Annotated in this window: 22 protein-coding genes; 13 read left to right on the top strand and 9 right to left on the bottom strand. The window is 73.4% G+C overall.

The annotated features are described in order from the left end of the window. Window positions 1–191: 191 nt before the first annotated feature. Entirely contained in the window at window positions 192–353 is a 162-nt protein-coding gene (locus AC3A5R_RS16580) for an aldo/keto reductase (RefSeq protein WP_487621860.1), read from the bottom strand. Between the two features lie 144 nt (window positions 354–497). Here AC3A5R_RS16580 and AC3A5R_RS16575 point away from each other — a divergent pair, with 144 nt between their 5' ends. Then, window positions 498–2,513: a phosphocholine-specific phospholipase C gene (locus AC3A5R_RS16575; protein WP_487621859.1), complete on the top strand. Its 2,016-nt coding sequence runs from the start codon at window positions 498–500 to the stop codon at window positions 2,511–2,513. Window positions 2,514–2,627: 114 nt separating this feature from the next. On the opposite strand, the gene AC3A5R_RS16570 is transcribed toward AC3A5R_RS16575, so the two are convergent. Continuing rightward, a complete protein-coding gene (locus AC3A5R_RS16570; RefSeq protein ID WP_487621858.1) occupies window positions 2,628–3,239 on the bottom strand; it encodes a hypothetical protein in 612 nt (203 codons plus the stop codon). Between the two features lie 302 nt (window positions 3,240–3,541). On the opposite strand from AC3A5R_RS16570, the gene AC3A5R_RS16565 reads away from it, so the two are divergent. Further along, a complete protein-coding gene (locus AC3A5R_RS16565) occupies window positions 3,542–5,491 on the top strand; it encodes a M15 family metallopeptidase (protein ID WP_487621857.1) in 1,950 nt (649 codons plus the stop codon). Between the two features lie 4 nt (window positions 5,492–5,495). On the opposite strand, the gene AC3A5R_RS16560 is transcribed toward AC3A5R_RS16565, so the two are convergent. After that, window positions 5,496–6,035, bottom strand: a complete 540-nt coding sequence (locus tag AC3A5R_RS16560; protein WP_487621856.1) for a MarR family winged helix-turn-helix transcriptional regulator — start codon at window positions 6,033–6,035, stop codon at window positions 5,496–5,498. Window positions 6,036–6,076: 41 nt separating this feature from the next. Between AC3A5R_RS16560 and AC3A5R_RS16555 the strand changes: the two genes are divergently transcribed. From AC3A5R_RS16555 to AC3A5R_RS16520, 8 genes are all read left to right on the top strand, one after another. Next, entirely contained in the window at window positions 6,077–7,036 is a 960-nt protein-coding gene (locus tag AC3A5R_RS16555) for an EamA family transporter (RefSeq protein WP_487621855.1), read from the top strand. A gap of 9 nt (window positions 7,037–7,045) precedes the next feature. Further along, a complete protein-coding gene (locus tag AC3A5R_RS16550) occupies window positions 7,046–8,419 on the top strand; it encodes a dihydrolipoyl dehydrogenase family protein (RefSeq protein WP_487621854.1) in 1,374 nt (457 codons plus the stop codon). Window positions 8,420–8,548: 129 nt separating this feature from the next. Next, window positions 8,549–9,406: an HAD family hydrolase gene (locus AC3A5R_RS16545; protein WP_487621853.1), complete on the top strand. Its 858-nt coding sequence runs from the start codon at window positions 8,549–8,551 to the stop codon at window positions 9,404–9,406. A gap of 129 nt (window positions 9,407–9,535) precedes the next feature. Beyond that, a complete protein-coding gene (locus AC3A5R_RS16540; RefSeq protein WP_487621864.1) occupies window positions 9,536–9,967 on the top strand; it encodes a YciI family protein in 432 nt (143 codons plus the stop codon). A gap of 254 nt (window positions 9,968–10,221) precedes the next feature. After that, a complete protein-coding gene (locus AC3A5R_RS16535; RefSeq protein ID WP_487621863.1) occupies window positions 10,222–11,466 on the top strand; it encodes an RNA polymerase sigma factor in 1,245 nt (414 codons plus the stop codon). A gap of 124 nt (window positions 11,467–11,590) precedes the next feature. Next, on the top strand, window positions 11,591–12,424 hold the full coding sequence (locus AC3A5R_RS16530; protein WP_487621852.1) for a uracil-DNA glycosylase family protein: 834 nt from the start codon (window positions 11,591–11,593) through the stop codon (window positions 12,422–12,424). Continuing rightward, entirely contained in the window at window positions 12,409–13,860 is a 1,452-nt protein-coding gene (locus AC3A5R_RS16525; RefSeq protein WP_487621851.1) for an amidohydrolase family protein, read from the top strand. The genes AC3A5R_RS16530 and AC3A5R_RS16525 overlap by 16 nt, the downstream gene beginning before the upstream one ends. 97 nt (window positions 13,861–13,957) lie before the next feature. Next, entirely contained in the window at window positions 13,958–14,605 is a 648-nt protein-coding gene (locus tag AC3A5R_RS16520; protein WP_487621850.1) for a hypothetical protein, read from the top strand. 99 nt (window positions 14,606–14,704) lie between these two features. Here the strand turns inward: AC3A5R_RS16520 and AC3A5R_RS16515 are convergent, their stop codons facing one another. The 6 genes from AC3A5R_RS16515 to AC3A5R_RS16490 all read right to left on the bottom strand — a co-directional run bounded on the left by AC3A5R_RS16515 (window position 14,705) and on the right by AC3A5R_RS16490 (window position 20,133). Next, window positions 14,705–15,787, bottom strand: coding sequence for a TerC family protein (locus AC3A5R_RS16515; RefSeq protein ID WP_487621849.1), 1,083 nt, complete (start codon window positions 15,785–15,787; stop codon window positions 14,705–14,707). Between the two features lie 223 nt (window positions 15,788–16,010). Then, on the bottom strand, window positions 16,011–16,724 hold the full coding sequence (locus tag AC3A5R_RS16510) for an NADPH-dependent F420 reductase (RefSeq protein WP_487621848.1): 714 nt from the start codon (window positions 16,722–16,724) through the stop codon (window positions 16,011–16,013). Window positions 16,725–16,745: 21 nt separating this feature from the next. Further along, a complete protein-coding gene (locus tag AC3A5R_RS16505) occupies window positions 16,746–18,143 on the bottom strand; it encodes a HAMP domain-containing sensor histidine kinase (RefSeq protein WP_487621847.1) in 1,398 nt (465 codons plus the stop codon). Then, the gene (locus tag AC3A5R_RS16500) at window positions 18,140–18,889 is read right to left on the bottom strand and encodes a response regulator transcription factor (protein WP_487621846.1); all 750 of its coding nucleotides are present in this window, start codon (window positions 18,887–18,889) and stop codon (window positions 18,140–18,142) included. Before AC3A5R_RS16500 ends, AC3A5R_RS16505 begins: the two co-directional genes overlap by 4 nt. A gap of 56 nt (window positions 18,890–18,945) precedes the next feature. Further along, the gene (locus tag AC3A5R_RS16495) at window positions 18,946–19,491 is read right to left on the bottom strand and encodes a DedA family protein (protein ID WP_487621845.1); all 546 of its coding nucleotides are present in this window, start codon (window positions 19,489–19,491) and stop codon (window positions 18,946–18,948) included. A 21-nt stretch (window positions 19,492–19,512) separates the two neighbouring features. Then, window positions 19,513–20,133, bottom strand: coding sequence for an isochorismatase family protein (locus AC3A5R_RS16490; protein ID WP_487621844.1), 621 nt, complete (start codon window positions 20,131–20,133; stop codon window positions 19,513–19,515). Between the two features lie 112 nt (window positions 20,134–20,245). Here AC3A5R_RS16490 and AC3A5R_RS16485 point away from each other — a divergent pair, with 112 nt between their 5' ends. From AC3A5R_RS16485 to AC3A5R_RS16475, 3 genes are all read left to right on the top strand, one after another. Then, window positions 20,246–20,980 (top strand): DUF2000 family protein, encoded by a 735-nt coding sequence (locus tag AC3A5R_RS16485; protein ID WP_487621843.1) that lies wholly within the window; start codon window positions 20,246–20,248, stop codon window positions 20,978–20,980. Between the two features lie 71 nt (window positions 20,981–21,051). Further along, window positions 21,052–21,918, top strand: coding sequence for a TrmH family RNA methyltransferase (locus AC3A5R_RS16480; protein ID WP_487621842.1), 867 nt, complete (start codon window positions 21,052–21,054; stop codon window positions 21,916–21,918). 122 nt (window positions 21,919–22,040) lie between these two features. Beyond that, window positions 22,041–22,676 (top strand): VOC family protein, encoded by a 636-nt coding sequence (locus AC3A5R_RS16475; RefSeq protein ID WP_487621841.1) that lies wholly within the window; start codon window positions 22,041–22,043, stop codon window positions 22,674–22,676. Window positions 22,677–22,745 lie beyond the last annotated feature (69 nt).

The following is a 22,745-nucleotide window of genomic DNA, read 5'->3' as shown; positions in this document are numbered from 1 at the left end:
GGAAGCTAAGCCCTTCAGCGCCGATGGTACTGCACTGGTGACGGTGTGGGAGAGTAGGACGCAGCCGGACACACATTCACGACAGAGGCCCGCCCGGGCAGCAATACCCGGGCCGGGCCTCTTTCGCGTACCCGGACTCTTCACACGTTCACCCGGCCCTTTTGTAGGGCCGGGTCGACGTCCGTTCAGGCCTATTCCTGTGTCGCGAAGGCCGCGACCGAGAACTCGTCGAGATCCTCGACCGTCAGGACGAGGTCACCCGCCGCCAGGTTGTCCTCGAGATGGGCCGGCGACGACGTGCCGGGGATGAGCAGCACGTTCTCGGCCCGGGCGAGCAGCCACGTATGGCCCACCCGCGCCGCCGGCGCTCCAAGACAACGCCACCTGACCAACGGCTGACCGAGTCTTCGCGCGGCGGTCACTCCCGCGCCGGGGCGCGTTCGCCTCCGGGCGCGAGGGTGGTGCGACTGATCCACCACCTTCCAGGAGTGCACCCCATGGTCAACCTCGACCGTCGACGCTTCCTCCAGATCGCGGGCGGCGCGGCCGCCGCGACGGTGCTCGACCAGAGCATCGCCCGGGCCGCGTCGATCCCGGCCAACCGCGCGACCGGCTCCATCAAGGACGTCGAGCACGTCGTCGTCCTCATGCAGGAGAACCGGTCGTTCGAGCACTACCTCGGCACGCTGCGCGGTGTCCGCGGCTTCGGCGACCCGCACCCGGTGACGCTGCCGAGCGGCCGGTCGGTGTGGCACCAGTCCGACGGGACCCGCGACATCCTGCCGTTCCACCCGAGAACCGACGACCTCGGCGCCGCCTTCCTCGAGGGCCTGCCGCACAGCTGGACCGACGGCCAGGCGGCCGTCAACCGGGGCCACTACGACGGCTGGGTGCCCGCCAAGGGCACGACGACGATGGCCCACCTCATGCGCCAGGACGCCGCGTTCCACTACGCCCTCGCCGACGCGTTCACGGTGTGCGACGCCTACTACTGCTCCTTCATCGGCAACACCGATCCGAACCGCTACTACCTGTGGAGCGGCTGGACCGGCAACGACGGCAAGGGCGGCGGTCCCGTCCTCTACAACGACGAGCTCGGGTACGACTGGACCACCTATCCCGAGCGCCTCGAGAAGGCCGGCGTCACGTGGAAGGTGTACCAGGACGAGGGCACCGGCCTCGACGGGCCGGGCTCGTGGGGCTGGACCTCCGACCCGTACCTCGGCAACTACGGCGACAACTCCCTGCTCTACTTCAATGCCTACCGCAACGCAGAGCCCGGAAACCCTCTGTACGAGAAGGCTCGTCGAGGCACCAAGGCGCGCGACGGTGAGGACTACTTCGCCCAGCTGCGCAGCGACGTCGAGGCCGGCACGCTCCCACAGGTCAGCTGGATCGCCGCCCCGGAGGCGTTCAGCGAGCACTCGAACTGGCCGACGAACTACGGCGCCTGGTACATCAGCAAGGTCCTCGACACCCTGACGGCCAACCCCGAGGTGTGGGCCCGCACGGCCCTGTTCATCACCTACGACGAGAACGACGGGTTCTTCGACCACCTCGTGCCACCGCACGCGAACAGCCGGGTCATCCCGGGCGCGTCCACGGTGCCGACCGACCACGAGTTCTACGAGGGTGAGCACGGCCCCGGCGCCTACGGCCTCGGCCCGCGCGTACCGATGTTCGTCGTGTCGCCGTGGAGCACCGGCGGCTGGGTCACGAGCGAGACCTTCGACCACACGTCGGTGATCCGCTTCCTCGAGCGACGCTTCGGGGTGCAGGAGCCGAACCTCACGCCCTGGCGTCGGGCCGTCTGCGGAGACCTCACCTCGGCGTTCGACTTCTCGCAGAAGGCAGCCGACGTGCAGATGCTGCCCGACACGACGCACTGGAAGCCCTTCGACGACCAGCGCCACCCGTCCTACCGCCCGACGCCGCCCGCGCAGGGCACGATGCCCCGGCAGGAGCGCGGCACGCGTCCGGCCCGACCGGTCGGCTACGACCTGCGCGACCGCGAGCGCGCCACGTCAGGCGCCGTCACCGTCGAGCTGGAGAACCTCGGTCGCATCGGCGCACACCTGCAGGCCCGGCTGATCGAGCCCGCCGGCGCGCCGCACAGCTACACGATCGGGGCCGGCGACGCGCTCACCGCGGCCTGGCCGGTCAGCGGCGGCTACGACATCGAGGTGCACGGCCCGAACGGGTTCTACCGGCGCTACGCCGGCGACACCGCGCGGCGCGACGGCGCGGTCCACGTCGAGCTGGTCCGCGAGGGCCGCTCGCAGCGCCTCACCGTCAAGGCCGATGCGCCCCGCGGCACCCGCGTGCTCGTGCAGGACGCGTACGGCAGGGAGCAGGACGCCGGACGCCGCGCCGTCGTCGTCGACACGGCGCGCTCGGGCGGGTGGTACGACCTCACGGTGACGGTGCCGGGCACGCCGTGGCTGCGCGCCTTCGCCGGCCACCTCGAGAACGGCAAGCCGTCGGTCAGCGAGCCGGCACTCGGGCGCGCCTGACCGTCACCCCCGGCCCCGTCCCGGCGCCCGACAGGATCGTCGGCTCCACGCGCCGGGACGGGAGTCCAGGGTGGGGACGGGCCCCGTCGGGTCGCGTCCGTGGGCAGTCGTCCGTCAGGTCGACGACGACGGCGTCGCCTCGCCCGTCGAGCCGTTGGAGTCCGTCGACCCGGTGGAGCCGCCCTGCTGGCCGTAGCCGTTCATGCCGCTCTGGCCGCCCATCCCCATGCCGTGCGGTCCCTCGCCGTCCCCGTCACCGCGACCGCCGGGTCCGTCGGGTCCACCGGGTTCGCCCTGCCCCATGACCTGGACGTTCGTCACCGCGTAGCTCTCGTCCACCTGGACGATGATGTGCGTCCCGTCCGTGCGCACCATGTGAGCCTCATAGACACCGTCCGAGTCCGTCTCGACCCGCTCGATCGTCGCGGTGGGCTCCTTGGCCTTGGCGGCCGCGGTGACCTTGGCGGCGACGTCGCCGGTGAGCAGCTGCTCGTCCGAGCGCATCGGCTTGCTCGGGTCGGTGTTCCCGTTGCCGTACCCGCCCCCACCGGCACCGGGCATGCCCTGGCCGCCCTCACCGCCGACGACGCCGTAGCCGGCGTTGGCGGCGAAACCGGTCTCGGCTCCCGAGCCGCCGCTCGCACTCGCGAGCGAGGCCGCCCCGATCGCGATCCCTGCCGCGGCGACGATGCCGGCGCCGGTGAGGGCGATTCGCTTGCCGTTCATGCGTTCTCCCTGCTCTCTGCCTGGCGCTCTGCCATTGACACCCACGGTCCGGAGCCGACCTGTGCGCCGCCCGTCATCCGGCCCAGCCGGGCGTGTGGCTCGCTGTGACGCGCCCAGGCGGGGCCCCATTGAGTCCAAATGGGACAAATCGGGTATGTGGCGCTCAGCCCGGTGCCAGTCCGGCGCCGCGACGCGGAGGTCCGCCCGTGCCCGGTCCGCTCGACCAGCCCTCGTCGCCGACGCGCCCAGCGCGTCACGCCCACCGGACGCAGCGGCTGCGTCGCCCTCGGCGGAGCGCCACGGTGCTCGTCGGGATCGCACTCGTCGGATCGCTGGTGCTGGTCCCGGACGCCAAGGCAGCGGGGACCCCGAGCCCGCCACCGGCGTCGGGACCCTCGAGCACCGTGGACGCGTCGGGCCATGCCGCCACGCCGACACCGGCCGCGACGCCGACCGACGCGTCCACCCCGCCACCGTCGGCGCCGGCCGCCCCGCCGGGCACCGTCGCAGTCACGGGCACCCCGCGCGTCGGCGCCACCCTGACGGCTGAGACGCAGGGTTGGGACCCCGACCTGACCCTGACCTACCAGTGGACCCTCGACGGTGCCCCTCTCGAGGGCGCCACCGACCCGACGCTCGCCGTCCCGGCGTCGGCGCTCGACCACAAGGTCGCGGTGGTCGTCACCTCGCACCGCGACGACACGACCGTCGACGGGGTGACGAGCGACCCCGTCGGGCCGGTCGTGGCGGGCAGCTTCACGGCTGCCCCGACCCCGACGGTCGCCGGCACGCTGCGGGTCGGCCGCGTGCTGTCCGCGGTGCCCGGCGCGTGGGCGCCGGCGGCGACGTTCACCTACCAGTGGCGCGTCAACGGGGTGGTCGTCAGCGGCGCCACGGGCCCCACGTACACGCCTGTCGCGGCCGACCGGACCACGCGGGTGAGCGTCACCGTCACGGGGTCGAGGGACGGTTTCACGTCGGTGTCACGCACGTCCGCGCCGTCGGCCGTCATCGACTGGGGCGTGTTCGCCGCAGCTCCGACGCCGGTCGTCACCGGTACACCACAGATCCGATCGTCCGTGCGGGTCGCCGCGGGCGTGTGGTCGCCGGGTGCGACGCTCGCCTACCAGTGGCGCATCGACGGTCGGGCCCTGTCCGGCGCGACGGCGTCACGCCTGTACCTGGGGCCGACGAGCCTCGGCCACCGGGTCGACGTCGTCGTCACGGCTCGACGTCCCGGCTTCATCACCGCGGTGCGCACGAGCCCGGCGCGCGGGCCGATCACGCGGCCGTTCACGACGGCCCCCACCCCGGTCCTGGGCGGTTTCTTCCGGCGCGTCGGCTGGCCGGTCACCGTGGCCACCGGCACGTGGGGACCCGCCGCGAGCATCGCCGTGCAGTGGAGACGCAACGGCATCGCGATCCCTGGCGCCACCGCCCGGGCCTACCGCCCCACCACGGCCGACCTCGGCAAACGCCTCACCGTCACCGTGACGGGTCGGCGCTCCGGCTACACGACGACGGCCCGCACGAGTGCCGCCTCCCCCGGCATCGGGGCGGCGCCGTACGGCTTCACGAACTCCGGCACCCCGGCGACGCCGCCCGTCGCCGCCTACGCGCCCTCGGCGATCATGCTCATGACCGACGATCAGTGGGCCAAGGTGCGAGCCAGCGGCGTCTGGCGCGACGGGTGCCCCGGGTACCGGACGTCGTTCCGACGCGTCGAGGTGCCGTACTGGGGCCTCGACGGCCAGACCCACCGGGGCTGGGTCAACGTCAACGCCGACGTCGCGTCGAGCACGGCGAAGATCTTCAACACCCTGTACGCCAAGAAGTTCCGGATGCACCGCGTCGAGGGGATCGAGATGTTCGGCGGGTGGGAGTGGCTCGGTTCCAAGGCCAACGCGTCGACCGCGCTCAACTGCCGCAAGCCCTCCGAGCAGAACTCGGCGAACTCGTCGTCGCCGCACGCGTGGGGGCGCGCGCTGGACTTCAACCCGGTGCAGAACCCGTACATCAACCCGCGCACCGGCAGGTGGGACCCGAACGCCCCGGCGTCGGCCGGCGCCCCGGGCGCGGTCCGCTCCGGCGGCCTTGCCTGGACGGTGCTGCGGTCCTACGGCTGGACCTGGTCGGGCACCGACGCGTGGCACGACTACATGCACTTCGACACGGGGTACCCGTCGCGGCCCAAGGCCGGCTACGTCGTGACGCCGGACGGTGACGCCCTGATGCACGGCGCCTTGGCCTGAGGCGTCAGGCGCCGAGAGACGCCCCGAGCCGGCCGAGCAGGTCGGCGAGGGTGGCTCGCTCCGATGCGCCGAGCACCGACAGCAGACGCGCCTCGTTCGCGAGGTGCTCGGGCACGGCCCGGTCCATGAGCGCGCGGCCGGCGTCGGTGAGCGCGACGATGCGGCTGCGGCGGTCACCGCTCGCGACCCGCCGTTCGACGAGGCCTGCGCCCTCGAGGCGGTCGATGCGCTTGGTCACCGCTCCGGAGGTCACCATGGTCTGCTCCATGAGCGCGGTCGGCGTCAGCTCGTAGGGCGGGCCGGTGCGACGCAGGGTGGCGAGCACGTCGAAGTCGCCCTCGCCGAGGCCGAAGCCGTTGTAGACGCGGACGAGCTCGGTCGTCAGGGCGAGTGCCACGCGGTGGAGGCGTCCGATGACGAGGATCGGCGACGCGTCGAGGTCGGGACGCTCGCGGGCCCACTGGTCGACGACGTGCTGGGCGTGGTCCGCCGGCCGTGACGGCGTCGGTGTCGTCGCTGGCCTCGGTGGCGTACGTCGGCTCATGGGACTGGACTATACCTTCCATGGAAGGTAAATTACCTTCCATGGAAGGTAATAGGGGTTCGTGGAGCACGGTCGCCCTCACCGCGCTGCCCGCGGCGATCTGGGGCTCGACGTACGCGGTCACCCAGGAGTGGCTGCCGCCCGGTCGCCCGCTCTTCGCGGCCACGGTCCGGGCCCTGCCCGTGGGGCTGCTCATGCTGCTGTGCCTGCGCCGCCTGCCGCGCGGCGACTGGTGGTGGCGCGCGCTCGTCCTCGGCAGCCTCAACATCGGCTTCTTCTACGCGCTGCTCTTCGTCGCGGCCTACCGCCTGCCGAGCGGTCTCGGCGCGACGCTCGTGGCCACCGCTCCCGTCGTCACCATGGTCGTGGCGCGGATCCTGCTGGGGGAGAGGCCGACCCGCGTGGCCGTCGGTGCGGGTCTCGTCGGTCTCGTCGGCGTCGGGCTGCTCGTCCTGCGGGGCGGGCTCGACCGCCCGATCGACGCCGTGGGCCTCGTCGCCGGCGTGCTCGCCGTCATCTCGGCCTCGACCGGCTTCGTCCTCACCCGGCGTTGGGCGCCCCGCGACGACGTCGTCACCGTCACCGCGTGGCAGCTCGTGGCAGGTGGGCTCGTGCTGCTGCCCCTCGCGGCCGTCGTCGAGGGCGCGCCGCCTGCGCTCGACCTCCCGGCCCTGGGCGCCCTCGCCTACCTCGGCCTGCTGGGCAGCGGACTCGCGTACGTGCTGTGGTTCCGCGGGCTGTCGCTGCTGGGTCCGACGAACGCCTCGATCATCGGTCTCGTCAACCCAGTCGTCGGCGTCCTGCTCGGCGTCCTGCTCCTCGGTGAGGAGTTCGGCATGGTCCACCTGGCCGGGATGGTGCTCGTCGTCGGCAGCGTCCTGTTCGCCCAGCAGCCGGTCCGTGACGGACTGGCGCGAGTGGTCGCTCCGCCGAGGACGGCCGAGGCGATGGTGGCCGTCCCCACCCGGGAAGGGGTCGACGCGGGGGCCTGCCGCGGGTAAGGGTGGGGCATGAGCAGCGGCCCCGACGCAGACCACACCTTCGACGTCATCGTCATCGGGCTCGGTCCCGGCGGTGAGCACGTCGCCGGCACCCTCGCCGAACGGGGCCTGCGGGTCCTCGGTGTCGACCGGCGACTCGTCGGCGGTGAGTGCCCCTACTGGGGATGCATCCCCTCGAAGATGATGATCCGCGCGGCCGACGCGCTCGCCGAGGCCCGACGCGTCCCGGGCCTCGCCGGCACCGTCGGCGACGTCGCGCCTGACTGGAGCGTAGTCGCCCGGCGCATCCGCGACGAGGCCACTGACGGCTGGGACGACACGGTCGCCGTCGACCGGCTCACCGGCAAGGGTGCGACGTTCGTCCGCGGCACCGGCGTCATCTCCGGGCCCGGCCGCGTCGACGTCGACGGCACCGCCTACGCGGCGACGACGGGCCTCGTCGTCAACACCGGCACCACCCCCGCGATCCCGCCGATCGAGGGCCTCACCGACGTCCCGTACTGGACCAACCACGAGATCATCGAGGCCACCGAGCTGCCCGCCTCGCTCGTCGTCCTCGGCGGGGGCGCGATCGGGTGCGAGCTGAGCCAGGCCGTGTCCCGGTTCGGCACGACCGTCACCGTCGTCGAGGCCGCGGACCGGCTGCTCGCGCTCGAGGAGCCCGAGGCGTCGGCGAAGGTGGCCGAGGTGTTCGAGGCCGAGGGCATCACGGTGCGCACCGGCGTCGGTGCCGCGAAGGTCGAGCAGCGCGACGGCGGCGTCCGGGTCACCCTCGCCGACGGCACCCACGTGGACGCCGACCGCCTCCTCGTCGCCACCGGGCGACGCACCGACGTCAAGGGCGTCGGGCTGCACCACGTCGGCGTCGCCGAGGACGCCCGCGTCGCCCGCGTCGACGACGAGTGCCGCGTCACCGAGGGCGTCTGGGCCATCGGCGACATCACCGGCAAGGGGGCCTTCACCCACGTGTCGATGTACCAGGCGGGCGTCGTCATCCGGGACGTGCTCGACGAGGACGGGCCGCCGGCCGAGTACGCCGCGCTGCCGCGGGTCACCTTCACCGACCCCGAGGTCGGCGCCGTCGGCCTCACCGAGGCCGCGGCGCGCGAGGAGCTCGACAACGTCACGGTCGGCGTGACGCCGCTCGGGGAGACGACCCGCGGCTGGATCGCGAAGGCCGACGGCCTCATCAAGGTCGTCGCCGACGCCGACAGCGGCCTGCTCGTCGGGGCGACCGTCGTCGGTCCCGCCGGCGGCGAGGTGCTCGGCGCCCTCGCCGTCGCCGTGCACGGCAAGGTGCCGGTCGAGCGGCTCCGCTCGATGATCTACGCCTACCCGACGCTGCACCGCGGGATCGAGGATGCGCTGGGTCGCCTCGCCTGAGAGGTAGGTGACGCGCCAGTGACTCGTGGGTGACGTCGCGGTGGACGGCGTCGGTCGGCGGCGCGGCGGCACGGCGGACGTCGTGGGTGGCCGCCCGGAACCGTCCGGGGCGGGCGCTACGGTGAGGCCATGCTCCAGCGCCTGCTCGCCCTCGACCTCGACGGGACGACCCTCAACCACATGGGCGAGCTCTCGCCCCGCGTCCGCGACGCGATCCGCGCGCTGCCCGAGGAGATCCGCGTCGTCGTGTCCACCGGGCGCTCGATCATCGCCACGACGCCGGTGCTCGAGCAGCTGGCCCTCACTCGCGGGTACGCGGTCTGCTCGAACGGGGCCGTCACCCTCGAGCTCGACCCCGCGGCGGACCAGGGCTACCGGATCATCGACACCGTCACCTTCGACCCGCGCGCGGTCCTGGAGAAGATGCGCGTGGCCCTGCCCGACGCGCTCATCGCCGTGGAGGAGCTCGGCGTCGGGTTCAAGGTGAGTCGGCACTTCCCCGACGGCGAGCTCATGGGCGCCTCGCGTGAGGTGACGTGGGAGGAGCTCGTCGAGCACCCCGTCACCCGTGTGACCCTCCGCCAGCCCGAGGCCAGCGCCGAGGAGTTCATGGAGATGGTCGAGCGGGCCGGCCTGCACGGCGTCTCGTACGCCGTCGGCTGGTCGGCGTGGCTGGACATCAACCCCGAGGGCGTCTCCAAGGCGTCGGCCCTCGAGCTCGTGCGGCGCCACCTCGGCGTCGAGCCGATCCACACCATCGCCTGCGGCGACCAGCGCAACGACCTCGAGATGCTGCACTGGGCAGCCTGGGGCGTGGCCATGGGCAACGCGCCCGACGAGGTCAAGGCCATCGCCGACGAGGTCACCGGGCACGTCGACGAGGACGGCCTCGTACCGATCGTCGAGGCTGTGGCCGCCGCGGCGCGCGACGGCATCCCGTTCCGCGAGGGCGTCCCGTCCACGGCCACGGCCCGCCTCGAGCTCTGAGCCGGTCGGCTGCTGACGGTCCTCCCGTCAAGAAGTCGGCGGGTCGTGTCGAGACCGGGCCGGCTCGTTCGACGCAAGGGTGAGAGCAGGGGCCACCTGCACCGACCAGAGGAGAGCACCGTGCGTTTCATGATCATCGTCCCGGCCAACGCCGACTCGGAGCAGGGCCGCACCGGGACCGTGCAGCAGTTCGCCGACATGCAGGCCTACAACGACCAGATGCTGCGAGCCGGCGTCTTCGTCACGGGCGAGGGCCTGCACCCGACGACCCGCGGCGCGCGCGTCACGTGGGCCGACGGCGACTGGTCGGTGACCGACGGCCCGTTCGCCGAGGCCAAGGAGCTCATTGCCGGGTTCACGATCATCGAGGTGTCCTCGCGCGAGGAGGCCATCGAGTGGCTCAAGAAGTGGCCGGCCTCGTGCGCCCCCGACCCCGGCCAGCACCTCGAGCTGCGGCAGGTCTACGCACCGGAGGACTTCGGCGAGGAGTTCACCGCCGAGCTGCGCGAGCGCGAGGAGCAGATGCGCGAGGAAGCCGCCCGCAACGCCGCCCGCGGCTGACCCGGCGAAACCTGCCCGCCACGTCACTGCTCAGTCAGAGTGAGCACTGACGTAGCGGCGGGAGCGGTGTCTCCTCCGGGGCGGTGCGGCTCTGCTTCCTACGTCAGTGCTCAGTGAGAGTGAGCACTGACGTGGGGATGGAGGACGAGAGCCGACGCCAGGAGGTCGGTGCGGCGTGCGAGAGTGGCGCCGTGGCTGAGACGACCCAGACCGACCCCGACGAGGTGCGCCGGACGCTCGAGGCGGTGTGGCGCATGGAGGCGGCCAAGGTGACGGCCATCGTCGCCCGCGTCGTCGGCGACATCGGCCTCGCCGAGGACCTCGCCCAGGACGCCTTCGTCCAGGCGCTCGAGCAGTGGCCGCGCGACGGGATGCCCGACAAGCCGGGCGCCTGGCTCACGCAGACGGCGCGTCGCCGGGCGGTCGACCGGATCCGCCGCGACGTCAACCTCGCGCGCAAGCTGCAGCAGGTCGGACACATGGAGGAGCTGATGGTGGCCGAGCTGGCCGAAGGCGACTTCGACGCCGCGCTCGAGGACATCGACGACGACGTCCTCGGCCTCATCTTCGCTGCCTGCCACCCGGCCCTCACGGCCCAGGCGCGGATCTCGCTGACGCTGAGGATGATCGGCGGCCTCACCACCCGCGAGATCGCCCGCGCGTTCCTCACGACGGAGACGACGATCGGCCAGCGCATCTCGCGGGCCAAGCGGACGCTCAGCCAGGACGGCGTCACCGTCGAGGTACCGTCCGGAGCAGACCTCGCGCCGCGGCTCGCATCGGTGCTCGAGGTCGTCTACCTCGTCTTCAACGAGGGCTACGCCGCGACGTCGGGCCGCGACTGGGTGCGCGGCGACCTCATGGAGGAGGCGATCCGACTCGGGCGGGTGCTCGCCGCGCTCGCCCCGCGCGAGGCCGAGGTGCACGCGCTGCTCGCCCTCATGGAGATCCAGGCCTCGCGCACCCGGGCCCGCATCGGCCGCGACGGCGAGCCGGTCCTGCTGCTCGACCAGGACCGCACCACCTGGGACTGGGCGCTGATCCGCCACGCCCTCGCCGCGCTGGACCGGGCCCTCGACCTCGCCGCGTCACCCGGCCTCGACGGCTCGCCGCCGCCCGGACCCGGTCCGTACCTGCTCCAGGCCGCCATCGCCGCCTGTCATGCCCGCGCCCGCACGCCGGAGGACACCGACTGGGCGCAGATGGTCGGCCTCTACGAGCAGCTCGCCACCCTGCGTCCCTCGCCGGTCATCGACCTCAACCGCGCCGTCGCGCTGTCCTACGCCTCCGGTCCGGAGGCGGCGCTCGCCGTCGTCGACGGGCTCGGCGCCGGCGGTGCGCTCGCCGACTACCACCTGCTGCCGAGCGTCCGTGGCGACCTGCTGCTGCGCGTCGGCCGTGAGGACGAGGCGCGGGCCGAGTTCGCCCGTGCTGCCGACATGGCCCAGAACGAGGCCGAGCGGGCGCTCCTGCAGCGCAGGGCCGTCGGACAGGACTGACCGCCAGGTCGGGGTCAGGGCTGACGCCGACGAAACCCGCACCGGCGCCGGCGTATCAGGACTACCGTCGAGAGACCCTGCACAGACAGATCGTCGACCGAGTCCCGACTGTGGGGAGGCGTCCGTGGGGGTCGTCCACCGCTCGTGCACCGGGTACGCATCCGAGCCGTTTGCGACGCTCGTGGCCGAGTACCCCGGCGACGACGTGTACCCCAGCGGCGACTTCCGCACCGAGTGGGGGCCGATCTTCCACCGCGGCCTGCTCGACGGCAGTGCGCGCGTTCTCGTGCTCGGGCAGGACCCCGCGGCCCACGAGTCGGTGGCCCGCCGCATCCTCGTCGGCGTCGCCGGCCAGCGGGTGCAGGGGCTGCTCGCCAAGGTCGGCGTCACGACGAGCTACGCCATGGTCAACGTCTACGTGTACAGCGTCTTCGGCCAGTCCGCGGGCAACCGCCACGCCAACGACCCGGCCATCGCCGCCTACCGGCACCGCTGGCTCGACGCCCTGCTCGTCGGGACCGACGTCACCGCGGTCCTCGCCCTCGGGGACCTCGCGGCCCGCGCCTACCGCGCGTGGGCGAAGACGCAGCCGGACGCGTCGGAGCGCCTGCACCTCGCTGCCGTGCGGCACCCGACCTACGCCGACGCCATAGCCCGTGCGACCGGTCGCCCCCTCGCCGAGACGACTGCCGAGCAGCTCGCCAACTGGAACGCCGCGCTGCCCGGGATCGCCGAGCACGTCGTGGCCGACGAGCCGACGCCGCTCGTGCCCTACGGCGACGCGTGGGCCCCGGGCGACCTCGCCCCGATCCCCGAGCAGGACCTCCCGGCAGGCACGCCGGCGTGGTGGCGCGACGTCGAGCCGTGGGCGGCCCGCACCGGCGACTCCGCCCAGGCCAAGCGCGCCACCCTCACCGTCACCGTCCCGGAAGGAGCCCGCACGTGGCCAGCACTGTGAGCCGGAGCGCCGGTCGGCACGCGACCGGCACGAAGTCCGACCTCGAGCACTGGGAGTCCGGCGCGTCACGCCCCCGCCGCGGCCGGGACCCGTTCGACACCGCCTACGCCCGGGGCATCACCGAGGAGCTGCCCGAACCCGCCGTGCGCAGCCGCGCCCTGCCCCCGGCTCCCTTCGCCCTGCACGGCGCCGTCATCACCCCCGACGGCGCGTGGTCGAGCGGCTACGTCACGGTCGCCAACGGCGTCGTGGCGCGGGTGTCGAGGCGCAAGCCCACCGACGTGCCGGTCCAGGAGACCGACGGCGTCATCCTGCCCGGCCTGCTCGACCTGCACGGGCACCCGGAGTTCAACGTGTTCGCCGCGTGGGAGCCGCCGAAGCTCTACGCCAACCGGTACGCGTGGCGCCGGTCGACGCCCTACCAGCAGCTGGTCCGCGACCCGCAGAACGCCCTCCTGACGCAGGTGCCGCCCAAGACGCAGACGCGGTACGCCGAGGTCCGCGCGCTCGTCGGCGGGGTCACCGGCATCCAGGGCGCCTCCGGCGCGAGCACGTCGACGTCCGAGCCCCTCGTGCGCAACCTCGACCAGTGGGCCTTCGGGGCGCACCGGGCCCGCTCGATGGTCGACCTGCCGTCGGGCTCGTTCGGCCTGCCGACCTTCCAGCGGGTCATGGAGCGCATCACCGCCGGCGACGTCACGGCGTTCTACCTGCACCTGGCCGAGGGCAAGCGGGGAGATGCGGTGAGCGCCAAGGAGTTCCAGCACTTCCTCGACCTCGGCGGAGCGACACCGGCGACGAACGTCATCCACGGCAGCGCCCTCTCGGTCGACGACCTGCGCACTCTCGCGGGCGCCGGGTGCCGGCTCGTGTGGTCGCCGCAGTCGAACCTGCGCCTCTACGGCGAGACGACCCTCGCCGGCGAGGCGCTCGCGGCCGGGATGTCCGTCGCGCTCGGGGCCGACTGGCTGCCCTCGGGCTCGACGAGCCTGCTTGCCGAGATGAAGGTCGCCCGCAGGGAGCTGGCCCGGCAGGGTCACCCGGTGGCCGCGGCCGACCTCGTCGCGATGGTGACGTCGGTGGCAGCGCGCGTCGCCGGGCTCGACGAGCACCTCGGCGCGGTGGCCGAGGGACGGCCGGCCGACCTCGTCGTGCTCGAGCGGCACCACCCCGACCCCTACGAGAACGTGTGCCTCGCCGACCCGTCGTGGGTCGATCTCGTCTGCATCGGCGGCGACGTCACCTATGCCCGCGCGGACTGGTTCGCGACCCTGTCCGGCGCCGCGCAGGCCGCGACGATCGAGGACCTCACGGCGTGGGGCAAGCCGATGCGCCTCGACACCGGGTTCCAGGGAGGCTCCGACGTGCCGTCGCTGTCGACCGTCCGTGGTCTGCTCACCGGCGCCTACGCGGCCGTCGGCCCGATCTTCGCCTGAACCCGGTGCGTGGCTGGTGAAGGCTGGGCGGGAGCCCGAACACGACCCGAACACGACCCGGACCGACGCTTCACCTGAGCACGGCACCGTGGGTGCCATGACGAACCAGACCCGCCGGACGACCTGCACCCTCCGCGCCGCCGCGCGCCCCTCCAGCGCGGTCGCCGCCGCGGTCCTCCTCGCCGGCGCCCTCGCCCTCGGCGCCTGCTCGAAGCTCCCTGCCGGTGACGCGTCCGGGGTCTCCGGAACCGTCGGCACCGCCGCCCCGGCCCAGCAGACCGACGCGTCGGGTGGCGACGCGAGCACCGTCGACCTCGTCGGCGCCGCCCTGACCACGCCGGCCGTCGACACCGGGGCCGCGGCCGACACCCCGCTCGGCGCCGGCGACCACCGGGGCCTGCGGGCCCGGCTCCTGCGGGCCCTGCACGCCACGTGGGTCACCGAGAGCAAGAGCGGGCCCGTGACCCACCAGGCGATCCGCGGTGAGGTCACCGCGGCGTCCGGAACATCGGTCACGGTCAAGGCCAAGGACGGCGTCTCGATGACCTTCTCGGTCACCGGCGACACCCGAGTACGCGCCCGCGCAAACGGCAAGGGCACCGACTCGACGGCGTCGGCGATCCGCGTCGGGGACAAGGCGTTCGTCGCCGGTGTCGGGGCGACGAACCCGCAGGCCCGCGTCGTCGTCTTCAGGAGCGGGACCGCGACCAAACCGGCCACGCCCGCACCGAGCGCGACGAGCTGACGATCCTCCGCCGGCCGCCGACGGGGCGCCGACGGGATCGGGGGGAGGCGCGTCACCCGCGGTGGGTGACGCGCCTCCGGTCGTGCGCAGAAGGATGCGTCAGGAGGTGACGCTCTCGTCGGCGGACACGTCGCTCGACGCGTCGGCCGTCGCCTCGGCGCGACGCCTCGCGACGAGGCTCGTCATCGTGACGACGGCAAGGATGCCGACGATGACGCCGAGCGAGGCGAGGGTCGGGATCTCCGGCACCGCCGACCACACGGTGTGCCCCCAGTGCAGGACGAGCTTGACGCCGATGAAGGCGAGGATGAGCGCGAGGCCGTGGCCGAGGTGAACGAGCGAGGACAGCGCGTTCTCGAGGACGAAGTAGAGGGCGCGCAGGCCGAGCAGGGCGAACGCGTTCGTCGCGAAGACGAGGTACGGGTCGCCGGTGATGCCGTAGACGGCCGGGACCGAGTCGATGGCGAAGACGATGTCGGAGCCGAGGATCGCGATCGCGACCACCGCGAGCGGCGTCAGCATCCGCCGTCCGTCGCGCCTCACCGACAGGTGCGTGCCGTCGTAGTCCTCGGTGACCGGGTGGAAGCGTCGGATCAGCTTGACGCTGCGGAGGTTCGCGACATCGATGCCGTGGTCGGCGTGGCTCAGCGCGTCGCGACCGACCTTGATCGCGGTGACGAGCAGGATCGCGCCGAAGAGCAGGAAGGTCCACGAGAAGCTGGCGATCATCTGCGCGCCGAGGGCGATGAAGATGCCACGCAGGACGAGCGCCCCGGCGACGCCGATGAGCAGCACCCGCTGGCGCAGCTCACGCGGCACGGCGAACGCCGACAGCAGGATGATGAAGACGAAGAGGTTGTCGACCGACAGCGACTTCTCGACGAGGTAGCCGGTGTAGTACTCGATGCCCTGCTGCGAGCCGTACTGCGACCACAGCCAGGCGCCGAAGGCGAGCGGGATCGCGATGTAGAAGGCCGACCAGCCGACGGCCTCGCGCATGCTCGGGTCGTGGGGCCGTCGCGTGATGACGAAGTCGATGGCGAACAGGGCCACGATGCCGAGGATCGTGGCGGTCCACAGGGTCGGCGTCCCGATGGACGCGAGCGACGCCGCGGTCTCGGCGGCGGGTGCGCCAGAGGGCGCGAGCGGGGCCGCGGCGGGCGGCGCAAGGGTCGTGAGCACGGTGGTCTCCTCAGAACGGACACATGATGGTTCGTCTGAGGTCTCCTTCACCGGCTGACGCCGGCTCCCGTCCGGGGCGGGCTGGGCCGCCGTACTGACCGGGTCGGGACGTGGGAAGTACTCCCCTCGTGGTCAAGGGTACGGGACGTCGCGGCCTGTCCCGAACGCGAGGTTCGGCCGCGACGTCCCGATGTGCGCGCTGGGCGTGGTCAGCCCCGGGCGGTCAGACCTGCTCGCGGTAGCGCACCGACGCGTCGGCCGCGGCGCGGACGCCGTCGGCGTCGGTCGGCTTGCCGCCGAGGCTCCAGTCGGTGGGATCCTTCGTGTAGAGCGTCGCGTACGCGGCGGTGTCGCGCTGGGTGCGCCATCCCTCGGCGAGCGGCCCGAGGTCGAGGGTGTCGTAGCCGATCTCGTCGAGCAGGCGGGTCACCGTGGCCTTGGCGTCCGCGTCGTCGCCCGCGATGGCGAGGGCGCTGCGCTCGGGGCTGCCGGAGGGGCGGCCGAGGGTAGCGAGGTGCTCGAAGTAGATGTTGTTGAAGCCCTTGACGACGTGCGACCCCGGCAGGTGGGCCTGGAGCAGCTCGCTCGTCGTCGTCGACTCGTCGTCGAGCTCGGCGACCTGTCCGTCGCGCTGCGGGTAGTAGTTCATGGTGTCGATGACGGTCTTGCCGCGGAGCGCCTCGGCCGGCACGTCGCGGTAGCGCCCGAGCGGGATCGTCACGACGACGACGTCCCCGGCCGCTGCGGCCTCCGCGGAGGTGGCGGCCCGGGCCCGTGGGCCGAGCTCCTCGACGAGGTCCGCGAGCGTCTCGGGCCCGCGGCTGTTGCTCAGGACGACGTCGTGGCCGGCATCGACGGCGAGCCGCGCGACGGTGCTTCCGATGTGTCCGCTTCCGATGAATCCCCAGGTGGTCATGCCGGCGTCAACCGGAGGCATCCTCCGGTCATTCCCGATGGGTCAGCCCGGGGTGGGGGCGGCCGGGAGGCGGAGGGTGAAGCGGGCGCCGCCCTCGGGGGCGTGGCCCGCCTCGACGTGCCCGCCGAGCAGCTCGGTGAGGCGCCCGACGATCGCGAGCCCGAGACCGGTGCCGACGGGGCGCAGGCCGCGGTAGCGCTCGTGCAGCACCGAGGGCTCGAAGGCGACGGCGAGGTCGTCGTCGGTGAGGCCGGGACCGCCGTCGCGCACCTCGACGACGTGCACGGGTGGCCGTCCCGCGACCGACTCGGTGCGCACCTCGACGACGATCGGGCGGCCTGACGGGGTGACGCGCAGGGCGTTCTCGAGCAGCCCGTCGACGAGCTGGCGCAACCGGGCCGGGTCGGAGACGACGGGGGCGCTCGGCGTGGCGGGGACGTAGGCGAACGGGACGCCGACCGCGCCGCACCGGGCCGACCAGACGGCCTCGACCTCGCGGCCCAGCACGACGAGATCGGTGGGCTGCGCGTGGATGCTCGGCGAGTCGGCCCGCAGCCGAGCGAGGTCGAGCAGGTCGCCGACGAGCCGCTCGAGGCGCCGCGACTCCGCGTGCACCACGCCGCCGACCCGGGCCGCGTCTTCCGGCGGCACGACGCCGCTCGCCAGCGACTCCGCGTACCCGCTGATGCCGGTGAGCGGCGTCCGCAGGTCGTGCGACACCGACAGGAGGAAGTCGCGCTGCCGGCCCTCGGACCTCGACAGCGACGCCGACAGCGTGTTGAGCGCGCTCGCGACGTCGGCAACCTCGGCCGGGCCCTCCACGGGCACCGCGACGTCGCGCCGCCCCTCCGCGAGGGCGTGCGCGGCGTCGGCCGTGCGCCGCAGCGGACGCGAGAGCCGGCGAGCCACGGCGGCGCTGACGACGACGGCCACGAGCGCCGCGATGCCGAGCGCGAGCAGCACCCGCCGCACGAACCGGTCCGAGTCGGCCGTCGCGTCGGAGCGGCGCTGGACCAGGACGATGCCGCCGGCGTCGGTCGGGCGGCCCTCGACGAGCACCGTCGTGCCGTCGAGCTCGTCCCGGCCGGACACCTCGCGGCCGGCGAGCAGGGCCTCGCGGCGGGCGGGCGTCAGGGCCTCGCGGGCCAGGCGGCTCGTCGACAGGACGGCGCCGGCCCGGTTGACGCTCGCCGACTCGACGCCGAGTGCGCCGAGGGTCCGGACGGCCCGGTTCTGCGCCACCCGGGCCACCTCGCCGGAGTCGGCGCGGACGGCGGCGGCGTCGGCGATCCGGGCCAGGGTGCTGCGCGCCGAGTCGTCGGCCGAGGACCGGGTCAGGCCGACGGCGAGGGCCCCGGCGAGCACCGCGGTCAGTACCGCGATGCCGACGGCGAGCAGGGTGACCTGTCGTGACAGCGAACCACCTCGCGACGGGCTCACGACGCGTGGCCGGCGTCGCCGGCGTCGGGGGCCGGCGGGCGCTCGGCCGCGTAACCGACGGAGCGGACCGTGCGGATCGGGCTCGCGCCGCCGAGCTTGGCCCGCACCTGCGCGACGTGCACGTCGACGGTGCGCCCGCCCGCCGTCGACGCGTATCCCCACACGTCGCTGAGCAGCTGCTCACGGGTGAACACGACGCCGGGGCGGCGCATCAGATGCGTCAGGAGGTCGAACTCCGTTGCGGTGAGGGCGATCTGGCGTCCGTCGACGGTGACCTCGTGGCTCGTCAGGTCGATCCGCAGCGGGCCGTGGCCCAGCTTGGACGAGCCTCCGGCCGTACCCCGGGTGCGCCGCAGCACGCCGCCGACGCGGGCGACGAGCTCGCGCGGCGAGAACGGTTTGGTCACGTAGTCGTCGGCGCCGAGCTCGAGGCCGAGGACGCGGTCGACCTCGTCGTCGCGGGCCGTGACGAACAGGACCGGCGTCCAGTCGCCCTCGGCGCGCAGCCGTCGGCACACCTCGATGCCGTCCATCGTCGGCAGCCCGATGTCGAGGACGATCGCCGAGGGGCGCAGCTCGTGCACTGCCGCCAGGGCGCGGCCGCCGTCGGTGGCGACCTCGACGCCGTAACCGGCCGCGCGCAGGTTGAGGCGCAGCAGGTCGGCGATCGTGGCCTCGTCCTCGACGACGAGCACGAGGCCGCGCGTCGGGGAGGCGTCGCTGCTCGGGGGCGGGGCCGTGGGCACGCTCGCAGCGTAGGGCGCGGGGGACGCGGCGACGTCACGCCGACGTCAGGATCGTGTCAGGGCGTGTCGGTGACGGGTGCCCCGGTGCCGACTCCCTCGGCGGGCTGTGGGTCGCCCGCGAGCGGTCCGACGACGGCCGGCTCCCCGGCCGCGTGCCGCCGGCGTCGCACGACGAGCGTCGCCACGACAGCCGCGACGAAGGCACCGAGCCCTGCAGCGGCCCAGACCGACCCGGCCTCCGCCGCGAGCCACGTGTCGACGACGGCGAGCCCGACCGTGGCGTAGAGCGTGGCCCAGATGACCGACCCGACGACCGCTGCCGGCACGTACCAGCGCAGCGGCATCCGCATGACGCCGGCGGTGAGGTGGACGGCGGTCTGGAACCCGACGGTGAGGTAGGAGAGGGTCACGGCGACGGGGCCGAGACGGCGCAGCCAGGCCTCGGCTCGGGAGGTCAGCTCGCGGTGGGTGCCGCGGTAGCGCCGCCAGCCGTTGACGGCGCCGCGCCCGACCCAGTACGTGCCGTTGGAGCGGACCATCGCGCTCGCGAACAGCGCGAGGAACGCCTGCCAGAAGGGCAGGGCGGCAATGGCGTCGAGCATGGCGCCAACTCTAGGTGCGGGCTACCCGGCGGAGTCCGCGGCCTCCGGCGGTGAATCCTGGGCCTCCTGCGTCTCCTGGGTCTCGGCGGGCCCGAAGCTGACGGCGGCGGTGTCGACGACGTCGGCGGTGCGCCCACGGACGCTCGACCAGGGCCAGTACGCGTTGGTGAACCCGACGACGTCCTCAGGGCCGATCGGGTGGCCCCACTCGCGGAGGTCCTCGGTGGTGTGCGCGTCGCCGACGAGCGTCGTGTCGTATCCCCGGACGACCGCGCCGTGCAGCGTGGCCCGGATGCACGCGTCGGTCTGCGCGCCCGCGACGACGAGCCGGCCGACGCCCCGGTCGGCGAGCACCGACTCGAGGTCGGTGTCCTCGAAGGAGTCGCCAAAGGTCTTGTGCACGACGGGCTCGCCGTCGGCGAACGGCAGGTCAGAGACGTACTGCCAGTCGTCGGAGTCGCGCGGCATGTTCTCGTCGGAGTGCTGCACCCACACGACGGGCACCTGCTCGGAGCGGGCGCGCTCGACGAGCGAGGCGATGTTGGCGACGACGCCGTCGCGGTTCCAGGCCTGCCCCACGACGCCGTTCTGGACGTCGACGACGAGCAGCGCGGTGTTGGGTCGGTCCTCGAGCGTGGTCATGGGCCCCTCCGTACGACGGTGTGACGGCGATGTCGGTGGCCGGGCTAACCGGTCGATCCCACGGTAGGTCGGTGCACCGACGGTGGGGGTGTTCCGGGGCTACCGTCATCGGGTGGGGCACACACCGACGTCGGGCCGGCGGCCGCGCGACCGGGCCGTCGCGTGGCGTCCGGCCGTGCCCGGCGTCGCCGAGGTGTTCCACGCCGACTGGCACGACCACGCCTACCCGGCGCACACCCACGACACGTGGACCCTGCTCGTCGTCGACGACGGCGTCATCGGCTACGACCTCGACCGCCACGACCACACCGCGGTCCGTGCCGGCGTCACCCTGCTGCCGCCGCACGTCGTCCACGACGGCCACGCCGTCACCGACCGCGGCTTCCGCGGACGCGTCCAGCGGGCGCACGCTGGGGGCATGGAAGACCTGCTCACGCCGCCGTTCGCCACGAAGGTCGCGGTCCTCGTCCGCGACGACCTGGAGCCGTGGCAGCGGCTCAATGTCACGGCGTTCCTCGTCAGCGGCGTCACGGCCGCCAACCCCGACCTCGTCGGGCAGCCGTACGCCGACGCCGACGGCCAGACCTACCTCCCACTGCTCGGCATGCCGGTGCTCGTGTTCGAGGGCGCCGCCGAGACCCTCACGGCCGCCCACGAGCGGGCCCTGCGACGCGGCACGCGCGTCGCCGTCTACACGCGCGAGATGTTCGCCACCGGGCACGACGCCGCCAACCGGGCCGCCGTCGCGGCCGTGCCCACCGCGTCGCTCGACCTCGTCGGCCTGGCGCTGCACGCCCCGAAGAACGGCGTCGACCGTATCCTCAAGGGCGCCCGCCTGCACCACTGACGCGCCGGCGCCTGCGGCACCACGCCGTCCGTGCCGCGAACCACCGCGGCCGGTGGGATGCTGGCTCTGCCATGCCGAACCCCAGCACGCACCCCAGCCACGACGGGCACGACCTCGTCATCACCTCCCCGTCCAACCCGCGTCTCAAGTCCCTCCTCGGGCTGCGCCGCCGGCGGACCCGCGAGGAGACCGGCCGCACCATCGTCGAGGGCTACGAGGAGATCGGCCTGGCCCTGTCGGCCGGCGTCCGGCCGGCGTCGGTCTACGTCTGCGAGGAGCTGTTCAGCCCGGCGGGTGTCGCCGGGTCGCAGCACATCGGGCACCAGTCCGAGCTGCTCGACCGGCTCCGCGACGACCGGGTCGAGGTGGTGCAGCTGAGCCGGGCCGCCTTCGAGAAGGTGTCCTACCGCGAGGGTCCCGACGGGCTGCTCGCGGTCGTCGGGGCCGTCGGGCGGCCGCTCGCCGACCTGCGTGTCGAGGGCCCGGACCACTTGACGCTGCTGTCCCAGGGCGTCGAGAAGCCCGGCAACCTCGGCGCGATGCTGCGCACCGCGGACGCGGCCGGCGTCGATGCCGTGGTGGCCGCCGACCCCGTCACCGACTGGGGCAACCCCAACGTCGTGCGCGCCAGCAAGGGCACCGTCTTCGCCGTGCCGGTCGCCACTGCCCCGACCGCCGACGTCGTCGGCTGGCTGCGTGCCAACGACCTGCGGCTCGTCGTCACGACCCCGGAGACCGACCTGCTGCACACCGACGCCGACTACACCGGACGCGTCGCCGTGGCCGTCGGCAGCGAGAAGCACGGGGCCGACGACGCCCTGCTCGCGGCTGCCGACGTGCGCGTCCGCATCCCGATGCACGGCCGCGCGAACAGCCTCAACGTGTCGGTCGCAGCCGCCGTGGTGCTCTACGAGGCCGTCCGCCAGCGCACCCGCTGACGTCCGGTCTGCGTACGCGCGGGACAGCCGTGTGAAACCTGCGTAACGGCTCGTCGGGGGCCCTACCTGCCGGGGGAGGGGGTGGTCAAGAGCACCCCTTTGGGTGTGTCACGATGTTCTGTATGCGAGTTGACCACGTCTCTTACGCGGCCGAGGCGGGTGGCCTCAAGGCCACGGCCGAGCGGCTGAGCGCGCTCATCGGAGTCACGCCCGTCGACGGCGGTGTCCACCCCCGGTTCGGCACGCGCAACATCATCTTCCCGCTGGCCAAGGACCACTACCTCGAGGTCGTCGAGGTGCTGGACCACCCGGCGTCCGACAAGGCCCCGTTCGGTCAGGCCGTCCGCGCCGCCTCCGAGGCCGGCGGCGGGTGGCTCGGCTGGGTCGTCGCGGTCGACGACATCACCGTCGTCGAGAAGCGCCTCGGCCGCGAGGCCGTCGTCGGCAACCGGCACCGTCCCGATGGCACCGAGCTCAAGTGGCGCCAGCTCGGCATCAAGGGCCTGCTCGCCGACCCGCAGGTCCCGTACTTCATCGAGTGGGACGACATGACCGTCCACCCGTCCGCGGGCCACGACACCCAGGTGTCCATCGACAACCTCCAGATCGCCGGAGACCCCAAGCGCGTGCGCGAGTGGCTCGGCCCGGAGGACACCTTCGACAAGGGCGGCATCGACTTCACGTTCGTCGCACCGCACGGCACGCCGGGGCTGCTCTCGGTCACGTTCGACACCCCGAACGGCAAGGTCACCATCTGACCCGACGCGCTCGGCTCGCATCGCACGAGAGGCCACCATCCGCACGGGCGGACGGTGGCCTCTCGTCAT

This window comes from Intrasporangium sp. Soil_C_50, assembly GCF_057656595.1.
This window is presented reverse-complemented; position numbering and strand designations above follow the sequence as displayed.